22 protein-coding genes and 3 pseudogenes are annotated in these 24,699 nt (G+C 62.7%); 8 read left to right on the top strand and 17 right to left on the bottom strand.

Translation table 11 applies throughout. The annotated features are described in order from the left end of the window. Positions 1-503: 503 nt before the first annotated feature. Positions 504-1,669, bottom strand: a protein-coding gene (locus tag MF609_RS17810; RefSeq protein WP_380870715.1) for an IS3 family transposase whose coding sequence is annotated in 2 segments (ribosomal slippage) — positions 504-1,408 and positions 1,408-1,669 — 1,167 coding nt in all. Because the reading frame shifts where the segments join, the coding sequence is not laid out codon by codon here. Between the two features lie 777 nt (positions 1,670-2,446). On the opposite strand from MF609_RS17810, the gene MF609_RS17805 reads away from it, so the two are divergent. Beyond that, complete coding sequence (locus MF609_RS17805; protein ID WP_242417485.1) at positions 2,447-2,893, top strand: ferritin-like domain-containing protein; 447 nt, start codon at positions 2,447-2,449, stop codon at positions 2,891-2,893. A 74-nt stretch (positions 2,894-2,967) separates the two neighbouring features. On the opposite strand, the gene MF609_RS17800 is transcribed toward MF609_RS17805, so the two are convergent. Then, a protein-coding gene (locus tag MF609_RS17800; RefSeq protein ID WP_242417484.1) for an IS5 family transposase occupies positions 2,968-3,725 on the bottom strand; the annotation gives its coding sequence in 2 pieces (ribosomal slippage) (positions 2,968-3,389 and positions 3,389-3,725; 759 coding nt in all). A gap of 143 nt (positions 3,726-3,868) precedes the next feature. On the opposite strand from MF609_RS17800, the gene MF609_RS17795 reads away from it, so the two are divergent. Further along, positions 3,869-5,164, top strand: coding sequence for a cation:proton antiporter (locus tag MF609_RS17795; RefSeq protein ID WP_242417483.1), 1,296 nt, complete (start codon positions 3,869-3,871; stop codon positions 5,162-5,164). A gap of 63 nt (positions 5,165-5,227) precedes the next feature. Here the strand turns inward: MF609_RS17795 and MF609_RS17790 are convergent. The 4 genes and pseudogenes from MF609_RS17790 to MF609_RS17775 form a co-directional block, all read right to left on the bottom strand. Beyond that, positions 5,228-6,028 (bottom strand): annotated as a pseudogene (locus tag MF609_RS17790) (IS110 family RNA-guided transposase); the annotation flags it as partial. Between the two features lie 203 nt (positions 6,029-6,231). Then, complete coding sequence (locus tag MF609_RS17785) at positions 6,232-7,461, bottom strand: DUF2254 domain-containing protein (protein WP_242417482.1); 1,230 nt, start codon at positions 7,459-7,461, stop codon at positions 6,232-6,234. 30 nt (positions 7,462-7,491) lie between these two features. Further along, positions 7,492-8,640 (bottom strand): YihY/virulence factor BrkB family protein, encoded by a 1,149-nt coding sequence (locus MF609_RS17780; protein WP_242122307.1) that lies wholly within the window; start codon positions 8,638-8,640, stop codon positions 7,492-7,494. Then, positions 8,637-10,535, bottom strand: a complete 1,899-nt coding sequence (locus MF609_RS17775; protein ID WP_242122306.1) for an AI-2E family transporter — start codon at positions 10,533-10,535, stop codon at positions 8,637-8,639. Before MF609_RS17775 ends, MF609_RS17780 begins: the two co-directional genes overlap by 4 nt. A gap of 443 nt (positions 10,536-10,978) precedes the next feature. On the opposite strand from MF609_RS17775, the gene MF609_RS17770 reads away from it, so the two are divergent. Both MF609_RS17770 and MF609_RS17765 read left to right on the top strand, forming a co-directional pair. Continuing rightward, entirely contained in the window at positions 10,979-13,063 is a 2,085-nt protein-coding gene (locus tag MF609_RS17770) for a catalase (protein WP_242417481.1), read from the top strand. Positions 13,064-13,448: 385 nt separating this feature from the next. Then, positions 13,449-14,003: a transglutaminase-like domain-containing protein gene (locus tag MF609_RS17765; RefSeq protein ID WP_336945320.1), complete on the top strand. Its 555-nt coding sequence runs from the start codon at positions 13,449-13,451 to the stop codon at positions 14,001-14,003. A 391-nt stretch (positions 14,004-14,394) separates the two neighbouring features. Here MF609_RS17765 and MF609_RS17760 read toward each other — a convergent pair. Beyond that, positions 14,395-15,155 (bottom strand): IS5 family transposase gene (locus tag MF609_RS17760; RefSeq protein ID WP_242417480.1). Its coding sequence is split into 2 segments (ribosomal slippage): positions 14,395-14,822 and positions 14,822-15,155, totalling 762 coding nucleotides; the frame shifts between segments, so codons are not numbered across the junction. Beyond that, entirely contained in the window at positions 15,134-15,199 is a 66-nt protein-coding gene (locus MF609_RS20110) for a hypothetical protein (RefSeq protein ID WP_363696627.1), read from the bottom strand. Before MF609_RS20110 ends, MF609_RS17760 begins: the two co-directional genes overlap by 22 nt. Positions 15,200-15,374: 175 nt before the next feature. Here MF609_RS20110 and MF609_RS17755 point away from each other — a divergent pair, with 175 nt between their 5' ends. After that, on the top strand, positions 15,375-15,815 hold the full coding sequence (locus MF609_RS17755; RefSeq protein ID WP_242417479.1) for a hypothetical protein: 441 nt from the start codon (positions 15,375-15,377) through the stop codon (positions 15,813-15,815). 79 nt (positions 15,816-15,894) lie between these two features. On the opposite strand, the gene MF609_RS17750 is transcribed toward MF609_RS17755, so the two are convergent. Continuing rightward, positions 15,895-16,065: a hypothetical protein gene (locus MF609_RS17750; protein ID WP_242417478.1), complete on the bottom strand. Its 171-nt coding sequence runs from the start codon at positions 16,063-16,065 to the stop codon at positions 15,895-15,897. Between the two features lie 310 nt (positions 16,066-16,375). Beyond that, entirely contained in the window at positions 16,376-16,996 is a 621-nt protein-coding gene (locus MF609_RS17745) for a recombinase family protein (protein ID WP_242417477.1), read from the bottom strand. Positions 16,997-17,226: 230 nt separating this feature from the next. On the opposite strand from MF609_RS17745, the gene MF609_RS17740 reads away from it, so the two are divergent. Together MF609_RS17740 and MF609_RS17735 are read left to right on the top strand one after the other, a co-directional pair. Beyond that, complete coding sequence (locus MF609_RS17740) at positions 17,227-17,520, top strand: AbrB/MazE/SpoVT family DNA-binding domain-containing protein (RefSeq protein ID WP_242417476.1); 294 nt, start codon at positions 17,227-17,229, stop codon at positions 17,518-17,520. Further along, positions 17,520-17,909, top strand: a complete 390-nt coding sequence (locus tag MF609_RS17735; protein WP_242417475.1) for a type II toxin-antitoxin system VapC family toxin — start codon at positions 17,520-17,522, stop codon at positions 17,907-17,909. Before MF609_RS17740 ends, MF609_RS17735 begins: the two co-directional genes overlap by 1 nt. A 26-nt stretch (positions 17,910-17,935) precedes the next feature. On the opposite strand, the gene MF609_RS17730 is transcribed toward MF609_RS17735, so the two are convergent. The 4 genes and pseudogenes from MF609_RS17730 to MF609_RS17720 form a co-directional block, all read right to left on the bottom strand. Beyond that, complete coding sequence (locus tag MF609_RS17730) at positions 17,936-21,010, bottom strand: DEAD/DEAH box helicase (protein WP_242417474.1); 3,075 nt, start codon at positions 21,008-21,010, stop codon at positions 17,936-17,938. Between the two features lie 105 nt (positions 21,011-21,115). Then, positions 21,116-21,316: pseudogene (locus MF609_RS20105) on the bottom strand (SWIM zinc finger family protein); the annotation flags it as partial. A gap of 353 nt (positions 21,317-21,669) precedes the next feature. Further along, positions 21,670-21,915: a hypothetical protein gene (locus MF609_RS17725; RefSeq protein ID WP_242417473.1), complete on the bottom strand. Its 246-nt coding sequence runs from the start codon at positions 21,913-21,915 to the stop codon at positions 21,670-21,672. A gap of 235 nt (positions 21,916-22,150) precedes the next feature. Next, entirely contained in the window at positions 22,151-22,420 is a 270-nt protein-coding gene (locus MF609_RS17720) for a hypothetical protein (RefSeq protein ID WP_242417472.1), read from the bottom strand. Positions 22,421-22,583: 163 nt separating this feature from the next. Here MF609_RS17720 and MF609_RS17715 point away from each other — a divergent pair, with 163 nt between their 5' ends. Beyond that, entirely contained in the window at positions 22,584-22,853 is a 270-nt protein-coding gene (locus MF609_RS17715; RefSeq protein ID WP_242417471.1) for an HU family DNA-binding protein, read from the top strand. Positions 22,854-23,221: 368 nt separating this feature from the next. Here MF609_RS17715 and MF609_RS17710 read toward each other — a convergent pair. The 3 genes and pseudogenes from MF609_RS17710 to MF609_RS20100 all read right to left on the bottom strand — a co-directional run. Then, a pseudogene (locus MF609_RS17710) lies at positions 23,222-24,199 on the bottom strand (IS3 family transposase); the annotation flags it as partial. Positions 24,200-24,313: 114 nt separating this feature from the next. Next, positions 24,314-24,571 (bottom strand): hypothetical protein, encoded by a 258-nt coding sequence (locus tag MF609_RS17705; RefSeq protein ID WP_004212974.1) that lies wholly within the window; start codon positions 24,569-24,571, stop codon positions 24,314-24,316. Positions 24,572-24,606: 35 nt separating this feature from the next. Then, a partial coding sequence (locus MF609_RS20100; protein WP_242417109.1) for an integrase catalytic subunit occupies positions 24,607-24,699 on the bottom strand: 93 nt, incomplete at its 5' end.

Here is a 24,699-nt window from a genome sequence, read left to right as displayed (position 1 = left end):
CGGTCGAGGAAAAAGAGGTGAGCGGGCAACGGGGTGGTCATGTCGTATGTTCCCATCGCCATGCCCATCGATCCAGCCCACACCGCCACCGTCGTTACTAGCCGAGCAATCCGGGCGAGCCACGAACAGGATTTTGAACAATGGGTGACGGAACTAAACCGTCTTGCCCGCGCGGCACCGGGATATCGGGCTGCTATCCGGCTCGGGCAGACCGCGGGGTTTCAGCATCTTCTCTTTCGGTTTGATGACCGTGCCGCGGTCGAGGCATGGCATGACGATGCGGAGGTACGCGCACACGTTGCCATCGCTGATGGATTTTCTACTTCCCTCCGCCAGATCGATGTTGGCGAAGGCGTCGCCTTCGAACTGCCGAGCGATGCGAGCGCCAGCAAGTGGAAACGGTTCGTGACGACCTGGCTAACGGTATTTCCCATCCTGCTAACGATCAGCTTGGTGATCCGCACGGCGCTCAAAGATGCACCGTTTGACGTGACCCCGGTCTTTCATCCAGCGGCAACCAGAGGCCGACCGTGGTTTTCGCGCATGAGCGCAGGTGAAGCAACGGGCGGGGTTAACCCCGCCCGTTGCTGTTCGAGCCCGGCAGCGAAGGCTGCCGGAGTGGCGTAGCCGAGCGACGAGTGCGGCCGCTCGGTATTGTAGTCGTCGACCCAGCGCGCCAGGATCGAGCGGGCCTGGCCGATGGTGAAGAACAGCGTCTCGTTGAGCAGCTCGTCGCGCATGCGACCGTTGAAGCTCTCGACAAAACCATTCTGCGTCGGCTTGCTAGGCGCGATGTAATGCCACTCAATGCCGACATCTCCCGACCAGGCGAGCACCGCGTTCGACGTCAGTTCGGTCCCATTGTCGCTGACGATCATCTTCGGCCTGCCGCGCTCGACGATCAGATCGGCCAGTTCGCGCACGACCCGCCGGCCCGAGATCGAGGTGTCCACCACCGCCCGGAGGCATTCGCGCGTCACGTCATCGACGATGTTGAGCACGCGGAACCGTCGGCCGGTGACGAGCTGGTCGTGGACGAAGTCCAGGCTCCACCGCTGGTTGGGGAGTGCCAGCACCGGTGCAGGCGCCCGCGCGCCCACCGCACGCCTTCGCCCCTTCCGGCGCCTGACCGTCAGACCCTCCTCACGGTAAAGCCGCTGGGTCTTCTTACGATTGATCGTGATGCCGTCCCGACGAAGCAGGATGTGCAGCCGTCGATAGCCGAACCGCCGACGCTGCTGCGCCAACTCGCACAGCCGCGACCGCAGGTCGCCATCATCCGCCCGGCACGAGCGATACCGCATGCTCGTGCGGTCTGCCCCAACGACCATGCACGCCCGCCGCTCGCTCATCCCTAACGTCGCCTGGAGATGCGCGACCGCTTGCCGCTTCGCAGCGGGCGTCACCACTTTTTTGACAGCAAGTCTTTCAACCCCGCGTTGTCGAGCATCGTGTCCGCCAATAGCCGTTTGAGCCGGGCGTTCTCCTCTTCGAGCGACCGCAGGCGCTTTGCGTCAGACACCTCCAGGCCGCCGAACTTCGCCTTCCACGCATAGTAGGTCGCGCTCGACATCCCGTGCTTGCGGCACAGCTCCGTCACCACCGCCCCCGCCTCGGCCTCCTTCAGGATGCCGATGATCTGCTCTTCCGAAAACTGCTTCCGCTTCATTCCGTCCGTCCCTTCAAGGGGCCGGTCTCTAGGTCCAGATGGATGAAGAAACGGGGGGCACGTCACGTTGCCCCTACAACTCCTGCCTTCATCACTACTGCTCACCGCGACGCTGCAATGGATCATCCTACCGCGCCTGCAACGATATACCCGCTTCTGGCTGCTGCAGGACGGTTCCGGCCGGCTACAGACGTGAGAGCTTGAAAACGACTACGAAGTAGAACGGGGTGCGGATAACGGACCTTTTACATCCTCCTCGACATTTGCTGTCGTAGCAGGCGCAGGATCAAACCCGATAACCCATTTGGGGTAGCCTTCCGCTGTCATGATAATGTCCGGATGGCCGATAGGATCGTTTCCAGTTTCGATCCAGCCTGCACCATAGCACCGTTCGCAAATGACTCGCTTACATCGGAAACTTACAAGGTCGATTTCAGCATTCCATTGCCCATGCCCGTGACAGACTGGACAGAGTGCGTCGAGAGCACCGTTTCTTGGCTGAAGCGGAATGATGTCAAACGCGTGGGGACTATCCGGCCCTGCGCAAACGACGACATGGGTGGCGTGCGGTATATCGGGTCTCCAGATGTTCAGGTCGGTCGGTAACCGTCGTCCGATTACGTACTGGCTTTTCGTGTCCTTGCCTCACCTAGCCGATCGATTTCCCCGGCATGGGCCGTTCTGCGACTTACACAACTGTACAATGCATGCTTTCGATCCTGTTTGGGTCCTTTTCGGCGGGGGATCGTTGTGCGAGCTTCACCACCGGAGCCTTCCATGACCAATGATAACGACGTATCCGTCCTGAACGGCCTTATCGAGACCACCCTCGATAGCATGAAGGGCTACGAAGACGCCGCCAAGGATGCGGAAAGCACGCAGTATGCGACCATGTTCGCCGATTTCGCACGCGACCGCGCAAAGGTTGCGACGGATCTGCAGAACCAGGTACGCGATCTTGGCGGTGATCCCGAACTGAACTCGAGCGTGCTCGCTGCTGCGCATCGTACGTTCATGGATCTGAAGCAGGCAATTACCGGGAAGGATGACAAGGCGATCATCCAGGAGGTCGAGCGTGGCGAAGATCATATCAAAGCCAAGTTCGAAGACGCGATGAAGCAGGACGATCTTTCCCCAGCCACGCTTACCGTAATTACGACGGCGTTTGCGTCGGTCCGCGAGGGTCACGATAAAATGAGCGCGCTAAAGCATAGCGTATCGTAAATCGCTGAGGGCGGCGCTTATTCCGCCGCCCTCCCTTGCAAGCTCCGCAACGCCCTAGGGTCAGGACTCGTTGATCACAGCCAGAAGATGACGGTGGCAGCGAGGGTTATGGCGGAAAAGAAGGCGGTAGGGCAGCGATCGTAGCGGGTTGCAACACGGCGCCAGTCCTTGAGGCGACCGAACATGATCTCGATGCGGCTCCGTCCTCTATAGCGCCGCTTGTCGTATCTGACCGGTTCGTTGCGTGATCGCCGACCTGGAATGCAGGGCTGGATACCCTTGGCTTGCAGAGCGTCCCTGAACCAGTCGGCGTCATAGCCGCGATCCCCCAGCAGCCACTGCGCCTTTGGCATGTCGTCGAGCAGTGCTGCCGCTCCGGTGTAGTCGCTGACCTGGCCGGCCGTCATGAAAAAGCTCAGGGGCCGGCCGTTCGCGTCGGCGACGGCGTGGAGTTTGGTGTTCATGCCGCCCTTGGTGCGCCCAATCAGGCGACCAAGCCCCCCCTTTTAACCCGCAGGCTTGAGGCCGTGCGGTGCGCCTTCAGATAAGTCGCGTCGATCATGACCGTCTTCGGCTCGGCACCTGTCGCCGCCAGCCCTTCCATCATGCGCGTGAATACGCCTGCCTCACCCCAGCGCTTCCACCGATTGTAGAGCGTCTTGTGCGGGCCGTAGGCGCTGGGTGCGTCTCGCCAGCGCAGCCCGTTCTTGTTGACGAACACGATGCCGCTCAGCACCCGCCTGTCATCCACGCGCGGCTTACCATGGCTCCTGGGAAAGAACGGTCGCAGCCGCTCCATCTGCTCGTCCGTCAGCCAAAACAGGTCGCTCATTCCGGTCTCCTTGCGGAGCCTGAATCAGATCGCAACGCTCACATCAATGGCTCCTGACCCTACGGTGGCGTCGGCGTTACGTGCAAAGGCGATGATAGGTCGCATCACGGCACCCAAGTCTGCCCATCGACCGTTAGTCATCGATGCAGAGCTTATCACCTGATCCGTACATCCTTATCCTGACCGGTGCCGGACTGCTGATCGCGTTGGTCGCTTGGCTACCGCTTGCGCTAAAACGGTTGCCGCTATCGTTGCCAATTGTGTGTATCGGCATCGGTGCGGCGATATTTTTGCTACCGCAGGTGACACTACGCCCGCTACCCTATCGCCACCCAGAAATTACTGAACGCTTCGCGGAGTTCGTCGTCATCATCGCGCTGATGGGGTCGGGCTTGAAGATTGATCGTGTGTTCGGTTGGCGCCGCTGGTCAATTACCTGGCGATTGCTGGCAATAACAATGCCGCTGGGCATCGTTGCGATCGCTGCGTTGGGCATGGAAGTGCTCGGCCTACCGTTAGCCGTCGCCCTGCTACTCGCGGCCAGCCTGGCTCCAACCGACCCCGTACTCGCTGCAGACGTGCAAGTTGGTCCCCCTAAGACCGGTGACGAAGACGAGGTTCGTTTCGGCCTTACCTCCGAAGCCGGGCTAAATGACGGTGCGGCATTTCCGTTCATTCATTTAGCGGTGCTTCTGGCCGTTGCCCTTCCTGTGGGCAAGCCATGGGTAGCCGAATGGCTGACGTACCGTGTGTTATGGGAGATCGCAGGCGGCATAGTAGGCGGTTGGCTTGTTGGTCGTGCGTTCGGGTGGCTGACCTTTCACATCCCTGCCGAAACCAAGCTGTCGCGAACCGGCGACGGACTGATTGCAATATCAGCGACGCTTGTCTCGTACGGGCTGACCGAGATCGTTCATGTCTACGGCTTCCTTGCCGTATTCGTGACCGCACTGACGTTTCGCAGCGCGCACCGCGACCATAAGTTTCAAGACGAAATGCATGTCATCACCGAGCAGATTGAGCGGCTTGCAATGATGGTCCTGCTCATTCTGTTCGGCGGCGCGCTGGTGAGCGGCCTGCTCACGCCGATAACCTGGGTCGACGTCGTGGTCGCGCTCGCCGTTCTGCTCGTCATACGCCCTGTCACGGGTTGGATTGGTCTGCTTGGCTGGGCAGGCGATCGTGACGAGAAGCTGACCTTGTCCTTCTTCGGCATCCGCGGCGTGGGTTCGATCTATTACCTTGCGTACGGCATCAACCATATGCCGGTCGCCGATGCCGAGCATCTATGGGCAATCGTCGGTCTCATCATCCTCCTATCGATCCTGCTGCATGGCTTGACAGTGACACCGATCATGCGTTCGCTTGACGAACGCCGGGGTGTCGACCCGGAGGCGAAGGGAGCCCCGCCGCCCGGGCTCCAAGGACCAGCGCTTTAAGGAGGTTCGTGCTTTCGCGGACGTTACTGAGAGCACTGGACGTGATAGCAAGACCCATGTGTAGATGCCGCCGAGCCGCTCCTTGCCGCCGCTCGAGTTCTGCCGCGGCACCAACCCGATCCAAGCCGCTAGATTGCGGCCCGAGCGGAAGATCGCCGGGTCAGGAACGGTGGCGACGATGGCGCTGGCGAGCAGCGGGCCCACGCCAGGTATCTCCATCAGCCGCCGGCCAAGCTCAGTCTCGCGTGCGCTCGCCAGGATGCGGCGATCGTTCTCGAGGATCTGCTCTTTCACGATGCGCAGCTGCGCCGCCAGCATCTCCAGGCAGAACCGTGCATCGGCCGGCACCCGTTCGTCGGTAGGATCGGCGATGACGTCGAGGAGCTGCTCGATGCCGTTCCTGCCTATCGGCGCCGTGATCCCGAACTCGGCCAGGTGCGCCCGCATCGCGTTCGACAGCTGCGTGCCCTGGCGGTTGAGGATCAGGCGGACACGATGCAGCATCATCGCGCTCTGCTGCTCGGGCGACTTGATGCCGACGAAGCGCATCGTCGGCCGTATCACCGCCTCGCAGATCGCCTCGGCATCGGCTGCATCGTTCTTACCGCGCTTGACGTACGGCTTCACGTACTGCGCCGGCATAAGCTTCACGTCATGCCCGAGCGCGACAAGCTCGCGCGCCCAGTAGTGCGAGGTTGCGCACGCCTCGATGCCGACCAGACATGGCGGCAGCTTGGCGAAGAACTTCAGCATCCGCCCACGGGTCAGCCGCTGACGAACAACCGCTGCACCATCAGCATCTACTCCGTGCACCTGAAACACGTTCTTCGCGATATCCAGACCGATCGTCGTGACGTTTCCCATTGTGGCTCTCCTTCGATTCTCCGCAGGAAACCCTGCTTGAGGGTTGGAGAGCCGTCCACGTCATCACATATGGACGTTCAGATTGCACAGCGCGCTTCCCAGATCCCGCCGTTTGCTAATCCTAAGGCGCTCACGGTCAGTCGCGCTCGCGAACGGTAGCTTAAGCTCCCCGGGAAAGTTTTAAACGCTGATCAAAACCGAAACTAAATTTCCAGAGCACGCAGAAGTGCACGGTCATCCTTGATGTTTCGTTCGACGTTGCGCCGCAGTTCGTCCGACAACGATTGCGTAGTTTCTGCGCCGTGCGGCAAGGCTTTGCCCAACGCATCGAGCACCTTGCGCGTCCGAATGACGACCTCTTCCTCCCCCGCCCCTTCGCGGATGATGGGGACAAACCCGCCGCGGACCAGTTCGTCGGCCGACGGCCGGGCCATATAGACTGGAGGTCGATCGGCGTCGGACGGCGGGGCATCCGCCGGTAGCAGCGAGAGTACCCGGAACAGCGCGTTCACGACCTCGATCGCGGTACCGGGATCGTTAGTCGCGGGGGCAAGCGCGCGTCCCGCGATCTCGCCGAGGGCGATCACGCCCAACCGCGGATCGTGATCGAAGCGGCGGTGACGCTCCGCGGTGAACGCATTTGCAAGTGCCTTGCGCACAGGGTCGGACGATGCATCGCCGACGATCCGCAGCAGGGGGCGATTGGGATGGACCAGCGTCCCGGTCAGAACCTCGACATGGATTGCCAGATCATGTTTCTGCGCCGGCAACGCGAGCGCCTCGGCATCGATATGGGTCACATAGCCGATGTCGATGGAGCATATTGCCATGGCCGATGCCGGCACCGCGATTGCCGGGCGGGCGCCGTCATAGGGATTGCGCGCAAAGGCAGACATCGCGGCGCAGGCGGCATTTTCGACACGATCGATGACATCCGCCATCCGCCCGAACGCCGCCAGATGCGCGATCCACCGCAGCAGCGTCACCTCCACGAGGACGATCAGGATGATCGTCGCCAGCAACAGCACCACCCTACCCTGTCCGCCATAGAGGTGCGTCTGCAGGCCGATGATGCCGACCACCGCAAAGATAAACGAGCCAAGAAACGTCGACAGCGCGTTCTGCGATGTGCGGTCGGAGATCATCAGCTGCGTCGCGCGCGGCGTGGCGAGTTGCGTGGCGGAGGAATAGGCGCTGACCATTGCCGTCATCGAGAAGGTGGTGACCGCCAGCATCGACGACGCGATGATCTCCAGGATCTTCCCGACGGCGCTCTGCCCGACGTCGCCGGTGAATTCATAGGGTATGGCCCGCGCGACGATGCCCGCCAGCGCCGCGATCACCACGCTGGTCGCGCTGATGACCGCGGCCCGGAACCAGATCTGCCGACCGGCATGTCGGAAGAACCGGGAGATACGCGTGAGCGAAATCACGGCAACGTCCGCGGCATCGGCGGCACCCCGTCAGCCATCGGCATTCTCCATTTCCGGCGGCCGCTTCCGCCACGCGAGGCCGGCAGCGACGGCGATCGCCACGATGCCGAGCGGACGTCCCCGGCGCAGCATCGCGAAACCGACCGTCGCCATCGCACCATTGCCGACAAGGTCGATGACTGCGCCGACAGGGGTGCGCGGCGTCCCGATTGCGGGTGCAGGCCGCGCCGCTTCGGGTGCTGGCGCCGCGCGGGGCGCCACCGGCTCGGCGGGCGCGGGGTCGGCATCCGCAGCCTCGCCCTCGACCTGTCGTTCGAGTTCGGCGTTCAGTTCGGCACCCAGCAGGAACACATAGGCGGTAAGCCAGAGCCATGTCAGCGTCACGATGACCGCGCTCAGCGAGCCATAGGTCGCGCCATAGTTGCCGAAATTGGATACGTAGAACCCGAACCCCGCCGTGCCCGCCAGCCAGAGCAACGTCGCCCCCGCCGACCCCGGCGACAGCCATATCCAGCGGGGTTGCCGGTGGTCGGGACCGAAGCGGAACAGGATCGCCGCCGCCGTCACGACCAGCACCGCCAGCAGCAGGAAGCCGGCGATGCGGATCAGCGCCAGCACGGCAAGCGGCGCATTCGGGATCAGCCCGCTGAGAAATGCGAGCAGCATGGTCGTGCCGATCGCCGCGAAGATCATCACGACGCCGCCGCCGACCACGGCGAACTTCAGCAGCGTCAAACGGACGAAGCCGCGGCTCTCCTCCGTATCATAGGCGACGTTGAGGCCGGTGATGATCGCCGCAGACCCCTTTGTCGCGCCGTACCATGCCAGCAGCAGCGCGACGACCAGCCCGATCCCCTGCTTGTCCTTCGAACTTTCCACGACCGTCAGCAGCTGGTCGGAGATGATGGAGGCCGCATCCCTCGGCAGCGACGCGAACACGCTTTCGATGTTGCGCCGTACCGTCTCCGCCTCGGCGAACAGGCCGTAGCTCAGCACGACGGCCCCCAGCGTGGGCACGATGGCGGCAAAGACGTAGAAGGCGATACCGGCAGCGATGATGCCGATGTTGTCGTCGCCCATCTCCTGCCACGTCCGCTTCAGGATCGCCAGCCATCCCGCGGGCGGCACCTGCAACGGGGAGCGCGCACCGGTGCCTGCGCCATGATCGGCAACGCTCATGCCGCCTGCTCCCGTTCCGCGCCGGCATAGTCGAGGCACGCCTCCACCGCCGCGCCGAGGCTGCCGACATAGAGGTCCGCGCCCAGGGTCCGCTGTATCTCGCGATCGGTGAGCGCCGCTTCGCCTTCCGGCCACAGCCCGACGAGGATCGGAACATCGCCCACGCGCGACCGGATGCGCCGTACGAGATAGCGCAGATGCGACGGCGAGCCGCCGATCTCGAGATAGGAGATGCACACGAGCCGGGTGCCCGTCGCGTCGAGGCGATCGATGTTCGCCCGCGATCCGACGTTATGCGGAACCCGCTTCGCGCCGAACCCGCGCTTGGCGAGCAGCTGTTCGAGCATGGCGGTCACCGCATCGTCGAGGACGCCGCGCCCGGCAATGCACAATACGCTTCCGGCGGCGTTCCACTGCGCCGGCGCTGCCGGCAGGGTGGCCGGCGCGGTCTCCTCAAAGCCTGCCCCTTCCCCGACCAATGGATTGAGGCGGCCCTCGCGTGCCCGGGTTACGCTGGCCGTATCCTCCTGCGCATGGAGTTCGTCCACCAGCACCAGCATGGAGTCGACGACGCTGGTCGCCCGCTCGCGCGTGATGGCACCCCGTTCGACGTCTGCCGCCGCGAGTTTCAGCGCGGCCAGCGCTACCTCGTCATAATAGGCCGTCAGCGACCGGTCCGCGAGCTGGCTCTCCGCCTGTTCAAGCGCCTCGTCCGGGTCCTCGGCCAGCATCCGCTGGTAGAAGCTTTCGACCGGGGTAAGCGCCGGCCGGTCGCCCAATATGACGTCGAGAAATTCGAGGCTCGGAATATGCCGGCCCAGCACGACCAGCAGCAGCGTCAGCGGCATCGACAGGACAAGGCCGACCGGACCCCAGATCCACGTCCAGAACACCGCCGCCAGCACGACCGAAAGCGGCGAGAGACCCGTCGAATGGCCGTAGAGCAACGGTTCGATGACATAGCCGATCAGCGGTTCGAGGACGATGAAGAGCGCCGCCACCATCAGCACCGTCGACCAGCCCGGATCGGCCCCGGCGGCCACCACCAATGGCAGGGCGGCCCCCAGCAGCGCACCGATATAGGGTACGAAGCGGAGCACGCCGGCAAGAATGCCCCATAACGCCGGAACGGGCAGGCCGATGATCCACAGGCCGATCCCGACGACGGTGCCGAAGCTGGCGTTCACCGCCAGTTGCGAAAGGAAGTACCGGCTGAGCCTGCCCCCGGCATCGTCCATCGCGGCCGTCGTGCGATGCAGGTCGGACGATCCGAACAGGCGGATCATCCGATCGCGCAGATCTTCCTTCTGCATGAGGATGAAGATCGCCACGACCAGCACGATCACGAAGGTTTCGAACGGCGCGACCACCGGTTCGAGATAGCCGCCCACCTGTTCCAGCACCGGAATCTGCTTGTCGATGACCCGGACGTTCAGGGGATGGGTGCGGGTGCCGCGCACGACATTGGGGTCGGCGACCATGGCCGGGGGCGGCGTGTCGGGTCCGATGAAGGGGAGCTGCTGCGTGATGAAACCGGTCGCCCGGTCGATCTTGGACTGGACGGTCGTGACATAGCCCGGTGCCTTGTCCGACAGGGACGCGGCCTGCATCCCGACCAGGGTGCCGATGCCGCCCAGCACACCCAGCGCGCTGATCACCGCCACGAAGATCGCTAGCCCCTTCGGCAACCGCAGGCGTCGCAGGAACAGGACGATCGGCGACAGGACGAACGACAACAGCACCGCCAGCGTGATGGGGATCAGCACGTCCTTGGCTAGGAACAGCCCGGCGATCACGACCACGGCTACCGCGAGACCCAACAGTCCGTCTCGACTCGGCACTTTTGCGGCCGCCACCTGAGCGGCTACTGCCCCTTGCTCAATCTTATCGTTCATCCGCTGTCCCTTCGGGGTCAGCAAACTCACACTGACCTACTTCGGTCCGTTCATACGCCGACCACCGGTTCTGCCGTACCGGATTGGCGTGACATGCTATCCAAAGTTTTAAGGTAGCCAGGCGCGAAAGTGCTATAATGCCGTGCTAATCGCGCGGCGCTAACGTAGCGTCAAAATCATATCGGACGTCGGCGCGGACGCGAGACACCCGACAAGATTATGACGCTACGCCGTCTGCGGCAAACCGTCGGACGGACGATCCTCTTCGTATACCGGCTTAGCACAGTCAATCCGAAACCCAAATCAATGATCCGGTTGGCAACTTACTCGTACCCAGCGGCAGACACGGTGAGTGGGCATGCGCCCTGTTATGAAACTCTCGCCTCCACTCAGGAATTTAGTACGTTAGGGGACCGCATCCCCGCCTCAACCAAGGACATTCAATGAGCAACAGCGCCCTGAACGCAGGCAATGGTGGCGAGACCCATCAGGTGACCGATGCTGACCATCCGGTGCTGACCACCAACCACGGCACGCCGATCAGCGACAACCAGAACCAGCTGAAGGCGGGCGCGCGTGGGCCCGTGCTGATCGAGGACGAAGTCTTCCGCGAGAAGATGAACCATTTCGATCACGAGCGCATTCCGGAGCGGATCGTCCACGCCCGCGGTTCGGCGGCGCATGGCTATTTCGAGTGCACCGACAGCCTGGCGGACATCACCACCGCCGACCTGTTCCAGAAAAAGGGGCAGCGCACGGAAGTGTTCACCCGTTTCTCGACGGTCGCCGGTGGCGCGGGATCGGTCGACACCCCGCGCGACGTGCGCGGCTTTGCGGTCAAATTCTACACCCGCGAGGGCAATTGGGACCTCGTTGGCAACAACATCCCGGTGTTCTTCATCCAGGACGCGATCAAGTTCCCCGACCTGATCCACGCCGCCAAGATGGAGGCGGATCGCGGCTATCCGCAGGCGGCGACCGCGCATGACACCTTCTGGGACTTCATCTCGCTGATGCCGGAATCGACGCACATGGTGATGTGGGCGATGTCGGACCGGACGCTCCCGCGCACCTTCGCCAACATGGAGGGGTTCGGCGTCCACACCTTCCGCTTCATCAACAAGGAAGGCAAATCGACCTTCGTCAAGTTCCACTGGAAGCCCAAGGCCGGCCTCGCCTCGACCATCTGGGACGAGACGGTGAAGATCGCCGGCGCCGACCCCGATTTCCAGCGCCGCGACCTGTTCGAACGGATCGACCGCGGCGATTTCCCCGAATGGGAGCTGGGCGTGCAGCTGTTCGACGAGGAATTTGCCAACAGCCTGCCCTATGACGTCCTCGACGCGACCAAGATCATTCCGGAGGAAGTGCTGCCGGTCCGGATCGTCGGGCGGATGGTGCTCGACCGTTACCCGGATAATTTCTTCGCCGAGACCGAACAGGCCGCGTTCGTGCCGAGCCATGTCGTCCCCGGCATCGGTTTCTCCAACGACCCGCTGCTGCAGGGCCGCCTGTTCAGCTATACCGACACCCAGCTGTCGCGCCTCGGCTCGGTCAATTTCCACCAGCTCCCGATCAATTCCGCCAAGGGCCGCGCCGCGGCGGCGGGGTGTCCATTCCTGAACCAGCAGCGCGACGGCCATATGCAGATGGCGGTGCCCAAGGGCCGCGCGAACTATGAACCGAACAGCCTGGCGAAGGCCGGCGAGGAAGCCGGCGCGCGCGAGGACCCGGCGAAAGGCTACAAGACGTATCCCTCGGAAGAACAGGGCCAGAAGCTGCGCATCCGCCCCGAAAGCTTCGCCGACCATTACAGCCAGGCGCGGCTGTTCTTCCGCTCGATGGACCCGGCGGAACAGGCGCATATCGCCTCCGCGCTCGTGTTCGAACTGTCGAAGGTCAGCCTCGAACACATCCGTACCGCGATGCTCGCCAATCTGCGCAACGTCGACGAGGATCTGGCGAGCCGCGTCGCCGACGGCCTCGCCATGGACCTGCCCGAAGCCTCGCCGACCAAGGTGCCGGTGCAGGACATGGACGTGTCGCCCGCGCTGCGCATCATCCGCGGCCCGCGCGAACTCCACACGCTGGAGGGGCGCAACGTCGGCATCCTGATCGCCGATGGCAGCGATGCGGGTGAGCTGAAGTCGCTCAAGGACGCGATCAAGGCGGCGGGCGGCAACGCGATGACCATCGCGCCGAAGGTCGGCAAGGTGCCGCTGTCCGACGGATCGACCATCGCCGCCGATGCGCAGCTGTTCGGCCAGCCCTCGGTCACGGTCGATGCCTGCGCGGTGCTGCTGTCGGCCGACGCCACGGCGAAACTGGTGAAGGAAGGTGCTGCGGTCCAATGGGTGATGGACGCGTTCGGGCATCTGAAGGCGATCGGCCACAACGCCGACGCCAAGCCGCTGCTCGACAAGGCCGGCGTCGAGCCGGACGAAGGCGTCACCGACCTTGTCGGCTTCGTCGATGCCGCAAAAAAGCGTTACTGGGATCGGGAACCGAACGTCCGCACGCTGGCGTAAGCTCAAGAATAGTTGCCTGCGCAAGAAGGCGCAGGCAACTATTTCGACGCACTTACGGTCACTCGGGAGGCAAAACTGCCTTCCTAGCTTCGGGCATCCGTTCATACGTCCACTGAAACAAAATCCGGATGCACGACGGGCTGCGTTGGTGCATTGCGTCGCGATGAAGATCCGAATCCATGCGCAGCTCGACTACTAGTTCGAGCATCCTACCGACATTCTGCTCCAGATGGAAGCGGCGGCCATCCCCGAGCAGACGATCGAAGACGCGCATATCGACATCTCGGAGAACCAGCACTTCGCACGCGTCGACGCGTAGGATTCAATAGGCGAGCGCATATGGCTGCGAGCGCAGGGTCATTTCACCGTAGATTACCGAGCAACGGTGTCCATCAACCGGCTTCTGACCGACTGTCTCGCGCTGCCGATGGTGCCCCATCATCAGCTACCCGGTGAGACTGTCCAGTACCTGATGCCCTCGCGCTACTGCCCGTCTGATCAGTTCCAGAGCTTCGTCGATGCCGAGTTCGGCAGTTTGGCAGGCGGCGAGAAGGTGATAGCCATTCGGGATTGGGTGCAGAGCCACTTCAGCTATGTCCCCGGCGTAAGCACCGCGGAGACCACTGCGGCCGACACCTTCATACGCCGCCAGGGGGTTTGTCGCGACTATGCGCATGTCGTGATCACGCTGGTTCGCGCAGCGGGCATCCCAGCCCGGATCGCCAGCGTCTATGCACTCGGCGTCGAGCCGCAGGACTTCCATGCCGTTGCCGAGGTGTTCATCGGCGGCGAATGGCACTTGGTCGACGCAACCGGCATGGCGCAAGAAAAAGCCATGGCCAAGATCGGGATCGGCCGTGATGCGGCTGATGTTGCCTTCCTCACAGCCTACGGCATGGCCGTCATGAACAGCCAATCGGTTACAGTCGAACCGGCATAGCTGCTAGCGATTTTCTTGTGGGTTGCTCTGCCGGGTGCTGTCAGTCTGTTGCGATCCCGTCTTCACGCAATGCACGTCGGTCTTTCAGGACCGCAGCCTAGCTGGCGAGCATTCGACACTCCCCAGCGCGGCAGATAGGCGTTCCCGGTACGGCTCACCCTCTGGTAACGGATGTCGTCGGCGAATAGTGGACTGCACCTGCCCCACCAGAGCTTCACCGTCTCGTGACAAATTTCGGTCCCGCGCTTGGCACCGTAAGACCCAGGAACGGTCATTCCAGACGCCCCGCCCGCCACCCACTTTCCGCCGCTCGTTCATCGGACTTTTACGGTCCCCCAACCCGAATTCGCCATTGCATGCGTCGTCGCGGGCAGGCTTGTAGGCTCAGGACTCATTGATTGATCCAGAAGATGACGGAAGCGGCGAGTGCGATGGCCGACATGAAGGTGTGAGCGCATCGGTCATAGCGGGTATGGATGCGTCGCCAGTCCTTGAGGCGGCCGAACATGTTCTCGATCCTGTGACGACGGCGGTAGAGTGCAGCATCATGCGGGATCGGGACCTTGCGACCTTTGCGTGACGGGATGCACGCGCTGGTGCCACGCGCGGCAAGCGCTTGGCGGAACCAGTCTGCGTCATAGCCGCGATCGGCGAGCAGCACCGGAGCAGGCGGCATCGCCTCGAACATGAAGGCCGCTCCCTTATAGTCGCTCATCTGCCCTTCGGTGAGTAGCATGACGCGCGGGCGTCCCCGATCGTCGCAGACGGCGTGCAGCTTGGAGTTCAGGCCGCCTCTGGTGCGGCCGATACATCGGGGAAGAGCCCCTTTTTGAGCAGGCTGGCTGCCGTCCGGTACGCTTTCAGATGCGTGGCATCGATCATCAGCTGATCCGGGGGGCCGTCCTCGGCTGCCAGTCCGGCAAAGATCCGGTTGAACACGCCCATCCGGCTCCAACGGATGAACCGGTTGTAGATCGTCTTGGGCGGACCATAAGCCGCTGGTGCATCCCGCCAGCGCAGACCGTTGCGGATTACGAAGATGATGCCGCTGACGATCCGCCGGTCATCCACGCGCGGCACGCCATGCGACAGCGGAAAGTACGGCTCGATCCGCTGCATTTGCTTGTCCGTCAGCCAAAACAGGTCACCCATCGGCAGCTCCTCCACCACCAATGAATCAACCTGCCACCGCTCACGCAAGCGATTTAATAGGTCCTGACCCTAAGCGGACGGGCTGCTCCCGGCCAAAACGCGTGTTCGGTCCCCACTGGGTCAGCTTACTTATCCCGCCTGTAACCGTTCGTCGCAGAAACGATTCGGATCGACTCAACAGGTTTGGCACCCGGTACGCCATGCAGCATGTTCGAGAGCATGGAACAGCAGATCGTTCATGCCTGCGGCCACGAGCAGGTCCATGTCATTTACGGGTTCAACTCTCAAGTCGCGCGGAAAGCTCGCTGGTTACGGACAACCAAATGCCGCGCCTGCTTTGTCGCGGACAAGAAGGCCGAGCAGACCAAGGCCGCAGCCCGTGACGACGCAACGATTGCGCATCTCGACCGGCCGCAGCTGAACGGGAGCGAGCGGCAGGTGAGTTGGGCAGAAACTATTCGCGTCAGTCGCTTGGCCGCACTGATGGCGCTCCCTCACACAAGCGCCGATGCCGATTGTGGCATTTGCCTGGGTATCGACGACGCCAAATGGTGGATAGATCATCGTGATTTGTCGCATGCCGAGTTTCTGGCGCAGGCAACCAGGCACCTGCAGATTGCTGGCATGCCAGCAAGTGGGCAGCACACTGAAGCAGCATAATCAGGACCTCAGCGCTTACCTGCTCAATAGCACGAACCTGCCGGCATACCGCCTGAAGTTCAGCGCAGCGCCGCTCGGCTCAAACCCGAAGGTAAAGTAGGCGTGGATCGTCGAGCATGCTCGCCGGTGTCGGCGTGATCCAATCGGCACCATGTTCGGGATAGGGGCCGTAGAACAGGTCGCCCAGCGCTCGACGGAAATGGGCATTCATCCACCGACGTCGCCGATGCTCGGGCGCGTCATGGATCATGTGGCATCGTTGGCAAAGCGCAGCCAGCTTTTCAAAGCGACTGTCGCTTGGATCATGATGCAGATGGGCACACGCCAGAACTACCGATGTCCACTTGCCCACGTGAAGAATATCGTTGGTCGGTCGGCGAACCCGCCTACCCTGTCCGTTCCGCCAATAGCGTCGTTCCGCGTCCCACCACCGTCCGTCGCCCATGTGGAAGACGCGCTTCAGATGTCCCCGACCGCAATGCTCGCAGCAACCTTTGGCACGGACAAACCGAACGAAGTCGGAGATATGCCGCCAATCGATCGGGTACAGAAAAACATGCTCAGGACGGATTGGCATCGGTGGTAGCGCTATGCAGCAAAGCGGATTCCGGTGGCAAGGTACCGTCGGGTTCGAGAGCTGTTGTAGGCAGGAAGCGATAGACCGTGCCGCGCGAAATGCCCAGTTCGCGGGCGATATGCGCCGGACGCATGCCCTGCGCCGCGCGCGCGCGCACCGCCTCCGGATCGATACGCGGTTTCCCGCCCTTGTATACCCCTCGTGCCTTCGCAGCCGCGATCCCCTCCGCCTGCCGTTCCTTGCGCAAGTTCGTCTCGAACTCGGCAAAGACGCCGAGCATATCGAGGAACGCTTTACCGGCGGCAGTGCGGGTATCGATCGGCTGTTCTGTCGCCTTCAGGGCTACCCCCCTGCCCTTCAGTTCATGGACGATATCCTGAAGGTCCTTCATCGACCGTGCGAGACGGTCGATCCGCGTCACGACGAGCGTGTCGCCCTCGCGCAGGAAGTCGAGCAGAATTTGCAATTCGGTTCGAGCCTCACGGCCTGACCCGGACTTCTTCTCCGACCGGATCGTCTGACACCCCGCTGCGCGCAGCGCAGCTTCCTGGATCCCCAAATCCTGATCGGTCGTCGAAACACGGGCATATCCAAAAAGCGCCATCAAACTCTCATTCTGTTCGAACAGCTTCTAGACCCAACGAAGCTACTGTTCAATGTCTATGAAAACAACCCTGATTAGACGCCACCTACGTCTCAAGTCGTTCGTTCGATACGGGTATACTCACATTGACATATGCATGATGACACCCCGGAAGCATCTTCCCACAGCCTAGTTGTGTCACGTTCTTTCTTCTGGCATGTTCTAGATCTTTACCAACTGGAAGGGATACGATGGTGGCATCACAATCCATAGATATCAACGTTGCCGGTAATGGCCGCATGGTTCTTCCGGCATCGGTACGAAAGGCGATGGGTCTGCATGGCGATACGAAGATCATCCTAACGGTCGAGGATGATCAGGTGCGCCTGTCCCCTATTGGTCATGGCGTATCACGCGCCCAGGCACTCTATCGAGCACATGCCAATCATGCTCGCACGACCGACGACTTCCTGGAAGATCGGAAGGCGGAAGCCGCCGCTGATCACGATGAGGACACGTCCGCTGCATCGGATCGAGACGCATAATGGCATCCGTCGTTCTCGACGCATCCGCAGTGTTGGCGCTGGTTCGGGATGAGCCCGGCGCTGACAAGGTCGCGCCTCATGTCGGGCGTGCCGCGATCTCGGCGGTCAACCTTCAGGAGGTCATCAAGGAGCTGCTGCTCAGCGGCCTCGACGAGGCCACCACCCGCGAATTGCTGGACGAACTGCGCTTCGATGTCCGCGCGCACGACGTGGATGCGGCTTATGCGGCCGCAGGCCTGCACGCCCAAACGCGCCAGTACGGTCGTAGCCTTGGCGATCGGTCCTGCCTCGCGCTGGCCATGCAACTCGGTGTTCCTGCCCTCACCGGCGATCGCGAATGGAAGAAGGTGAAGGTCAAAGGACTGCGGATCGAACTGATCCGTTCCTGATTCGACATTCGGACACCCTCGCCCGACTACCCGAGCAGGAAGTCGATGTCCTCCTGCGTCAATCCGGCGGAGGTTGCCGCCTCGTCGCTCCACAGCGCGTCGGCGAGTGCGGCCTTGCGGTGTTGCAGGTCGAGGATCTTCTCCTCGATCGTGCCGTTGGCGATCATGCGGTAGACGAACACCGGCTTTTGCTGACCGATGCGGTGCGCACGGTCGATCGCCTGCGCCTCCACCGCCGGATTCCACCACGGGTCGTAGAGGATCACGGTGTCGGCGGCTGTCAGGTTCAGCCCGGTGCCGCCCGCCTTCAAGCTGACGAGAATGAGCGGCACGTCGCCGGCCTGGAACCGTGCGACCGGTGTCCTGCGATCCCTGCTCGTTCCAGTCAGCTCTACCCAGCCATATCCGAACTTATCCAGTTCGGGTTTGATGAGGTCGAGCATGGACGTGAACTGGCTGAACAGGATGATCCGCCGCCCCTCCGGGATTAACTCCCCGAGCAGTTCGAGCAGGCGCTCGAGCTTGGCCGACGAAGGCGGCTTTGCACCGTGGTTGGGCAACAGCCGCGGATCGCAGCACACCTGCCGCAGCCGGGTCAGGGCGGTCAGAACCATGATATGGGCACGCATCAGTCCGACGCGGGCGATCTCGTCGCGCACCCGTTGCTGCATAACGAGGCGCTGGCTCTCGTGCAGCGCCATCTGCGCCGTGGTTGGTGTGACCGCGACCTGCATCACCGACTTGGCCGGCAGATCGGTCGCGACCGCGTCCTTGGTCCGGCGCAGCAGGAACGGCCTGAGCTTTCGTGCCAGTCGGGCGCGCACCTCGCCGTCACCGTGCTTCTCGATCGGGGTGCGATAGATCCGCTGGAAGTCGCGCTGCGATCCCAGCAGACCCGGCACGACCAGGTCGAACAACGCCCATGCATCGATGAGCCGGTTCTCGACCGGCGTGCCGGTCAGCGCGATCCGGCGCTGCGCCTTTAGCCGCTTTGCCGCGACATGGCTGCTGGTGCGCGGATTCTTGAGCACATGCGCCTCGTCGAACACGATCAGTGAAAATGCCTCGGCGGCAAGGATGTCGGCATCGCGCACCAGCAGCGGGTAGCTGGTCAGCACCACGTCGTATCCGCCGATCGGCGTGGCGTCGCCGTGCCTTGCGGCACCATGGCGCAGCAACACCGACAGACCGGGCGCAAAGCGCGCGATTTCGGCCTGCCAGTTGGGCAATACCGAGGTCGGCGCGAGAATCAGCACCGGTGCCAGGGATGGATCAGCACTCGCCGCCTTGCGGGACACAATGTGCGCTAGCGTCTGCACGGTCTTGCCGAGTCCCATGTCGTCGGCAAGCAGCCCGCCGAAGCCGGCCCGTCCCAACGCCTCGAGCCAGTCGAAACCCACCTGCTGGTACGGCCGCAGCGTGGCCGTGAACCCTGTCGGCAACGATACCGGCGCGAGTTGCAACTGCGTCAGTTCGCGCGCCAGCGCCCGCAGCGGCTCGGCACCACTCCACGCCAGTTTGGGTGTCGTCTCCTCCAGTTCGCCGAGCAGCCCGATATCGAGGCGCGAGAACCCCGGTCTGGTGCCTGCGCCGGATGCCGCCGGCTCGTTGGCCGCCAGCGCCAGTAACGCCCGCAGCACCGGTAACATCGCAGCGGCCGCTACCGTCACCACCCGCCCGTCGCCCAGCGCAACCGGCAACACATCGTCCGCCTCGGCAAGACTGCGGCTCAGCGCGTCCAGTTCGCCCGCATCAAACGTCGTCAGCATCCGCCGCAGCGCCGGCACCAGATCGACGCGCTGCCCCTCGATCGTCACCCCCAGTTCGATATCGAACCAGTCGACCCCCGACGGCACCACCGCAGCGGCCATGCCCCCTTCTTCCACCGGCATCACCCGCAGCGGGAAGTCCGTCGTGGTTTCCACGCGCCAGCCTTCCGCCCGCAGCATCTCTGCCTCGTAGATCAGGAAGGGCGTAAAGTCCTCGGCGACGGCCGGCAGGTCGGGCACGTGATCCCATGCCTGCCGCGCACTCGGGTAGACGTCGTCGAAGTCGTAAAGCGGCATCAAACCCGCCAGCAGAAGACGGCCGACCGCTTCCTCCTCGGCATCCTGATCGCGACTGAAACGGATGAGCGCATCACCCTCCCAGACCAGCAGGGTTTGTTCGTCGACGGGGGGGCCGACGATCGTGCCGGCATAGTCGAATGTCAGCCGCGCCAGCGCACACGGCACCTGCGTCTTGCCGCCATAGCGATAACGGCTGCCATGCCACGACTGCATGGCGACCTTATCGATGCAAAGCGACACCACCGGCACCGGCTCGACCATGCCCAGGTCGCGAACTTCCGGCGCTTCCGGCGCCGGCACTTGTACAGGCACCAGATCGCGCCACCGTGCCGCCAGCCCAGCGACCGCCTCCGGCCCGACCGGCGGTAATCGTAGCAACTGTTCCGCCATCGCACCCGGCACGCCGAGGTCGAGCGGTGCGACCGTTCCGCCGATCGTGTCGATCACGACGGGTGGCGCGACCAGGGTCACGACACTGCTCGGCGCGATGCCAGCGACCGACAACCGCGTGCGGCCAAGCTCATCGTGCACCCACCCCAGTGGTGCCGACCTCTGCTCTCCCTGTTGCAGCACCGGTCCGCGCGGGTTCTCCCAACGCGATCGACCCGTCGCGATGATGCGTTCTAGCAGGTCGGCACCCCCTGCCCCGCACAGGCATCCTTCGTGGTCGGTATCGCCGAGCCGCTGTTGCAGGCGGCGAACGATCAGGCGATCCTCGTCACTCATGTACGCCGGGCTGCCATAACCGGGATAGAGGCTGCCCGCATACACCTTCGTGCAGCTGCCTGTCGGCCTGCCGCCGACATCGAGTGTAACATCGACCGGTTCGATCGTCAGGCGCAGCGCGCAACCGGGCGGTGCCATCGATGCCAGTGGCCGCTTTTTCGACAGCCTGGCGGTGCCGTAGAGGACTTGCACCTTCACGATATACAGGATGGCGCGAGTGACCGGATATAGCTCGGTGCCATGCCGATCGGTCAGCGGCTTGATCGCTGCCGCCCATTGCGCCAGCGCTGCCGGCAGCGGTTCCACCGTCTGGCGTGGTGCTGCATGATCGACCGTAATGCTCTTTCGTCCTGGGTTCGCGTCGCTGGCATCGTACCTTGTGGCCGTTTTTGCAGCCTGTAGCGCGAACAAGACCGCTGCGGCATGCTTGCAACCGATCGCGACCGGGCACGTGCAGGATGTCGTGACACTCGCATTCTGTCGAAAGCGCAGTTCGACAAGGTAAGGTGTTCGCGCCGTCCCCTTTACCGAAGCCGAAACAACCGCTCCGTCCGCGCCACCTTCAAGCCGCCCGACACGGCCGCTCCGCAAATACTCCCGCCCCGCCCCCATCATCCGCGCGTTCGTGATGGTGCGGGATATGATGGCGTCTGTAACGTCGGGCAGCATGGCCGGCAGATTACCTTGCCCATCAACGGCGGGCCAGCCGTACGAGCGCGGCGGGTTCATGTACGGCGTCGATGCAGCCTGACCGTCCAGATAATGCCGTTTGCCATACCTCTGGAGACTATGACTGAATGACCCAAAAACTGTCGTTCAAAGCCCTCTACGCGTTTGCCAAATTTTGCCATTCGCTCATATCCTGAAAGGCCGGTCGGCTGCCATCACACAGGAGCGAGCGGTCGTCTGGCGGGCGGGAAGCGGAACGGTCGCGTTCAGGAACGCCGGGGCACCCTCGCTGTGGCTTACGCTACGCTCGTATTGGCGAAATTGTCATTTTCGACATTAGCCTTAGAAATCGAGCGCCTTACCTGATCAAGGTGTAGCGCGGCCGCGACATCGCCACTGGCAAGCTGGTGGTCCAACCTGTTCTCGACCAGGCGAAGCGCCGTGCCGCCATATTCGGCAATGAGACGGCGGGCTTCATCTTCGGCGGCAGGATGACGGATACTCGGACAGGTCGTAGATCGTTTTCGTCGGATATAACTCATGGCGACTAGAATGCCGGAAAGTCCCAAGGGGTCCGCTGCGGCGCGCTGCGGCACCGCCAGACGGGGTCAGTCGGTACTGATGGGCGGTGAGCAGCGCCCTCTATCAAGGGTGGTGAGAGCAACAAGCAGAGCTACAACAAACAGAAAGAGGCGCCCGCATTGCTGCGAGCGCCTCACCAGATCGACTTACCATGCGTGGGAGCTATCGGTCTGTCTGGTCCGAAGCGAGCAGTGGTTAGATGCCGTTCTTCAGGTTCGTGTCGGCATCGTGCGTGCGCATATCTTCGGCCTGGTTCTCGCCGGTCGCGCGTACCGCATCGGCAGCGTTCTCGAGATTGGCTTCGGCTGCTTCGCTGGTCACGTTGTCGGCGGCATCCTCGAGGTTATCGGCGACCGCTTCTGCGTTCGCTTCGATGTCATCGGCAGCCTGTTCACGCGGAGTGTTGTTGCAAGCGGACAGCGACATCAGACCAACGGCAACGCCGAGCGCAAAAACCTTCTTCATCGAGCAATATCCCTCATTTTGGAGGGAATACGCCATACGCTGACAGGAAAGGTTGGCAAGTCTGATCGATGGCGGGGACACGGTAGCATAGTCCGTCGCGCCCAGTTGCCTCTGCGATGGTGATGGGTAAGGTCCGCTCCGTTTTAAACGGAGCGCGAACAGTATGAATATCAGTGAACTCGCCAAGGACGTGGCGTCGATAACGGAAACCAGCGAGGCAGACGCGAAGGTAGCAGTCCTCGCGGTGTTCGAGGCGATCAGGAATGCCGCTGCCAAGGGTGAAGAGGTTGCTATCCCCGGGTTCGGCAAATTCTCGGTGAAGGATCGTCCCGAACGGCAGGGGCGTAACCCGGCAACGGGTGAAGCGATCACGATCGCCGCAGCCAAGAAGGTGTCGTTCACGCCCGCCAAGGGGCTGAAGGACAAGCTTTGACGCGGTGCGCCGACGATGACCATCTCGTCGGCGCTACCCAAGCGCAGGAGTGTTCAACCCTATGGTTTTGGCATCATGCAGGTCGCGCACGGTTGAAACCAGATAGACGGCAGGCAGTGCAGCAGGGCAGATAAGTATAGCTGTGAACGGCAGAGGAGGGAAATGTGCTCACAACCCTGAAAGAGAGGCATGACGACCTGCTGGCGTTGGTGACGGTGATGCGCCGCTTGATCGCAAACAACGAGATCGACCGAGATTCAGTTACCCGAACGCGGCTTGGGTTGGGCAAGGCCAGTGCTGCCCGGACCCGCTTACTGACGGATACGATCTATCCTGGACTTGCCCCGCTTAAGTGGAGAGGCATTTGCTCAGCGTGACGCGGTTCGTTCGAACTGCGCGGGGCTGATGTAGTCGAGCGCGGAGTGACGCCGGATCGGGTTGTAGAATCCATCGATATAGCGGGCAATGGCCTGCTTGGCCTGGTCACGGGTGTAGAAGACCGTCCGCCAGACGAGTTCGGATTTGATCGTCTTGGAGAACGTCTCGACCATCGCGTTATCGTAGCAATTCCCCTTTGCCGGACATGGAGATGCGGATGCCGTGGCGACGCAGCTCGGCCTGGTACTCCACGGAACAATATTGGCTGCCGCGGTCCGAATGATGAATGAGCCCTTGGGGCGGACGCCGCAGGACGAGGGCCTTGCGCAGCGCCGCCAGCGCGAGATCGCGGTGCAGCCGGTCGCCGACAGCCCAGCCGACGACGCGACGGGAGAACAGGTCGATGACCACGGCCAGATAGAGCCACCCCTCTCTGGTCCAGACATACGAGATGTCGACGCCCCACTTCTGGTTGGGCGCGGTCGCGGTGAAATCCTGGTCGATGATGTTCGGCGCGATCGGCCAGGCGTGTTCGCTGTCGGTCGTCCGTTTGAACCGGCGCTTCTGCCGGGCGCGCAGGCCGTTCTCGCGCATCAGCCGCGCCGTGCGACGCCGCCCGATGGCAAAGCCATCATCCTGCAACTCGCGCGTCATGCGTGGACTGCCGTACGTGCCGTTCGACAGCGCGAACCCCGAGCGGACATGCGCCAGCATCACCATGTCGTCGCGCTGGCGCCGACTGGCCGGGCGATCCTTCCAGGCGAAATAGCCGCTCTGGCTGACGCCGAGTACCTGGCAGAGGCGGTGGACCGGGAAATCCTTTCTCGCCCGATCGATGAGCGTGAACTTCACCTTTCGGTTCTCGCCATGCCCCCGGCATGGCTGCGCTTCCTCAATCCCTCCCGGGCGAAAAAAGCGGTCGCCCGCTTCAGTATGTCACGCTCCTGCCCGAGGATCTCGTTCTCCTGCAGGGATGGCCCTCCGGCACTAGTGCTCAAGGAAGCCTAAGGCTCTCTCCTACCCGGACACAAAGAAGGCGCCACAGACATGCTGCGGCGCCCTCCACGCTTCGACAAGGTATCTTAGCGCTTCGTCGTGGACGCAGCGGGCTTGTCGCCCATCTCCTTCATCATCTTCTCGCAGCGGTCCATCATCTTGGCCATGTCCGCGTGGTTCATCATCATGCCACCCTGCCCTTTCTGGTCCCCACCGGACATCATCTGACGGTGCTGCTCAGCGGTCATGCCCGGCGTAGACCCGCCCGACTGCTGGGCCATCGCCGTGGTCGCGAGGCCCAGTGTGGCGGCAATTGCGATGGCTGCTACTTTCATGGTCTTCATCTGAGCAGCCCCCACCGGGTGGTCCGGGTTGATAGTTAGTGCATTGTCGTCTCCGCCGCCATTGCCGGTCGGAGGTGGAGCGAAGCGGAACCGGAGGCCGGCAATGGCGGTGTCGCCGCTTCCGGGGC

The sequence above is a fragment of the Sphingomonas panni genome (assembly GCF_022664435.1).
GTDB lineage: Bacteria > Pseudomonadota > Alphaproteobacteria > Sphingomonadales > Sphingomonadaceae > Sphingomonas > Sphingomonas panni.
Note: the sequence above shows the minus strand (reverse complement) of the source record. Positions and strands in the feature narration are given on the sequence as shown.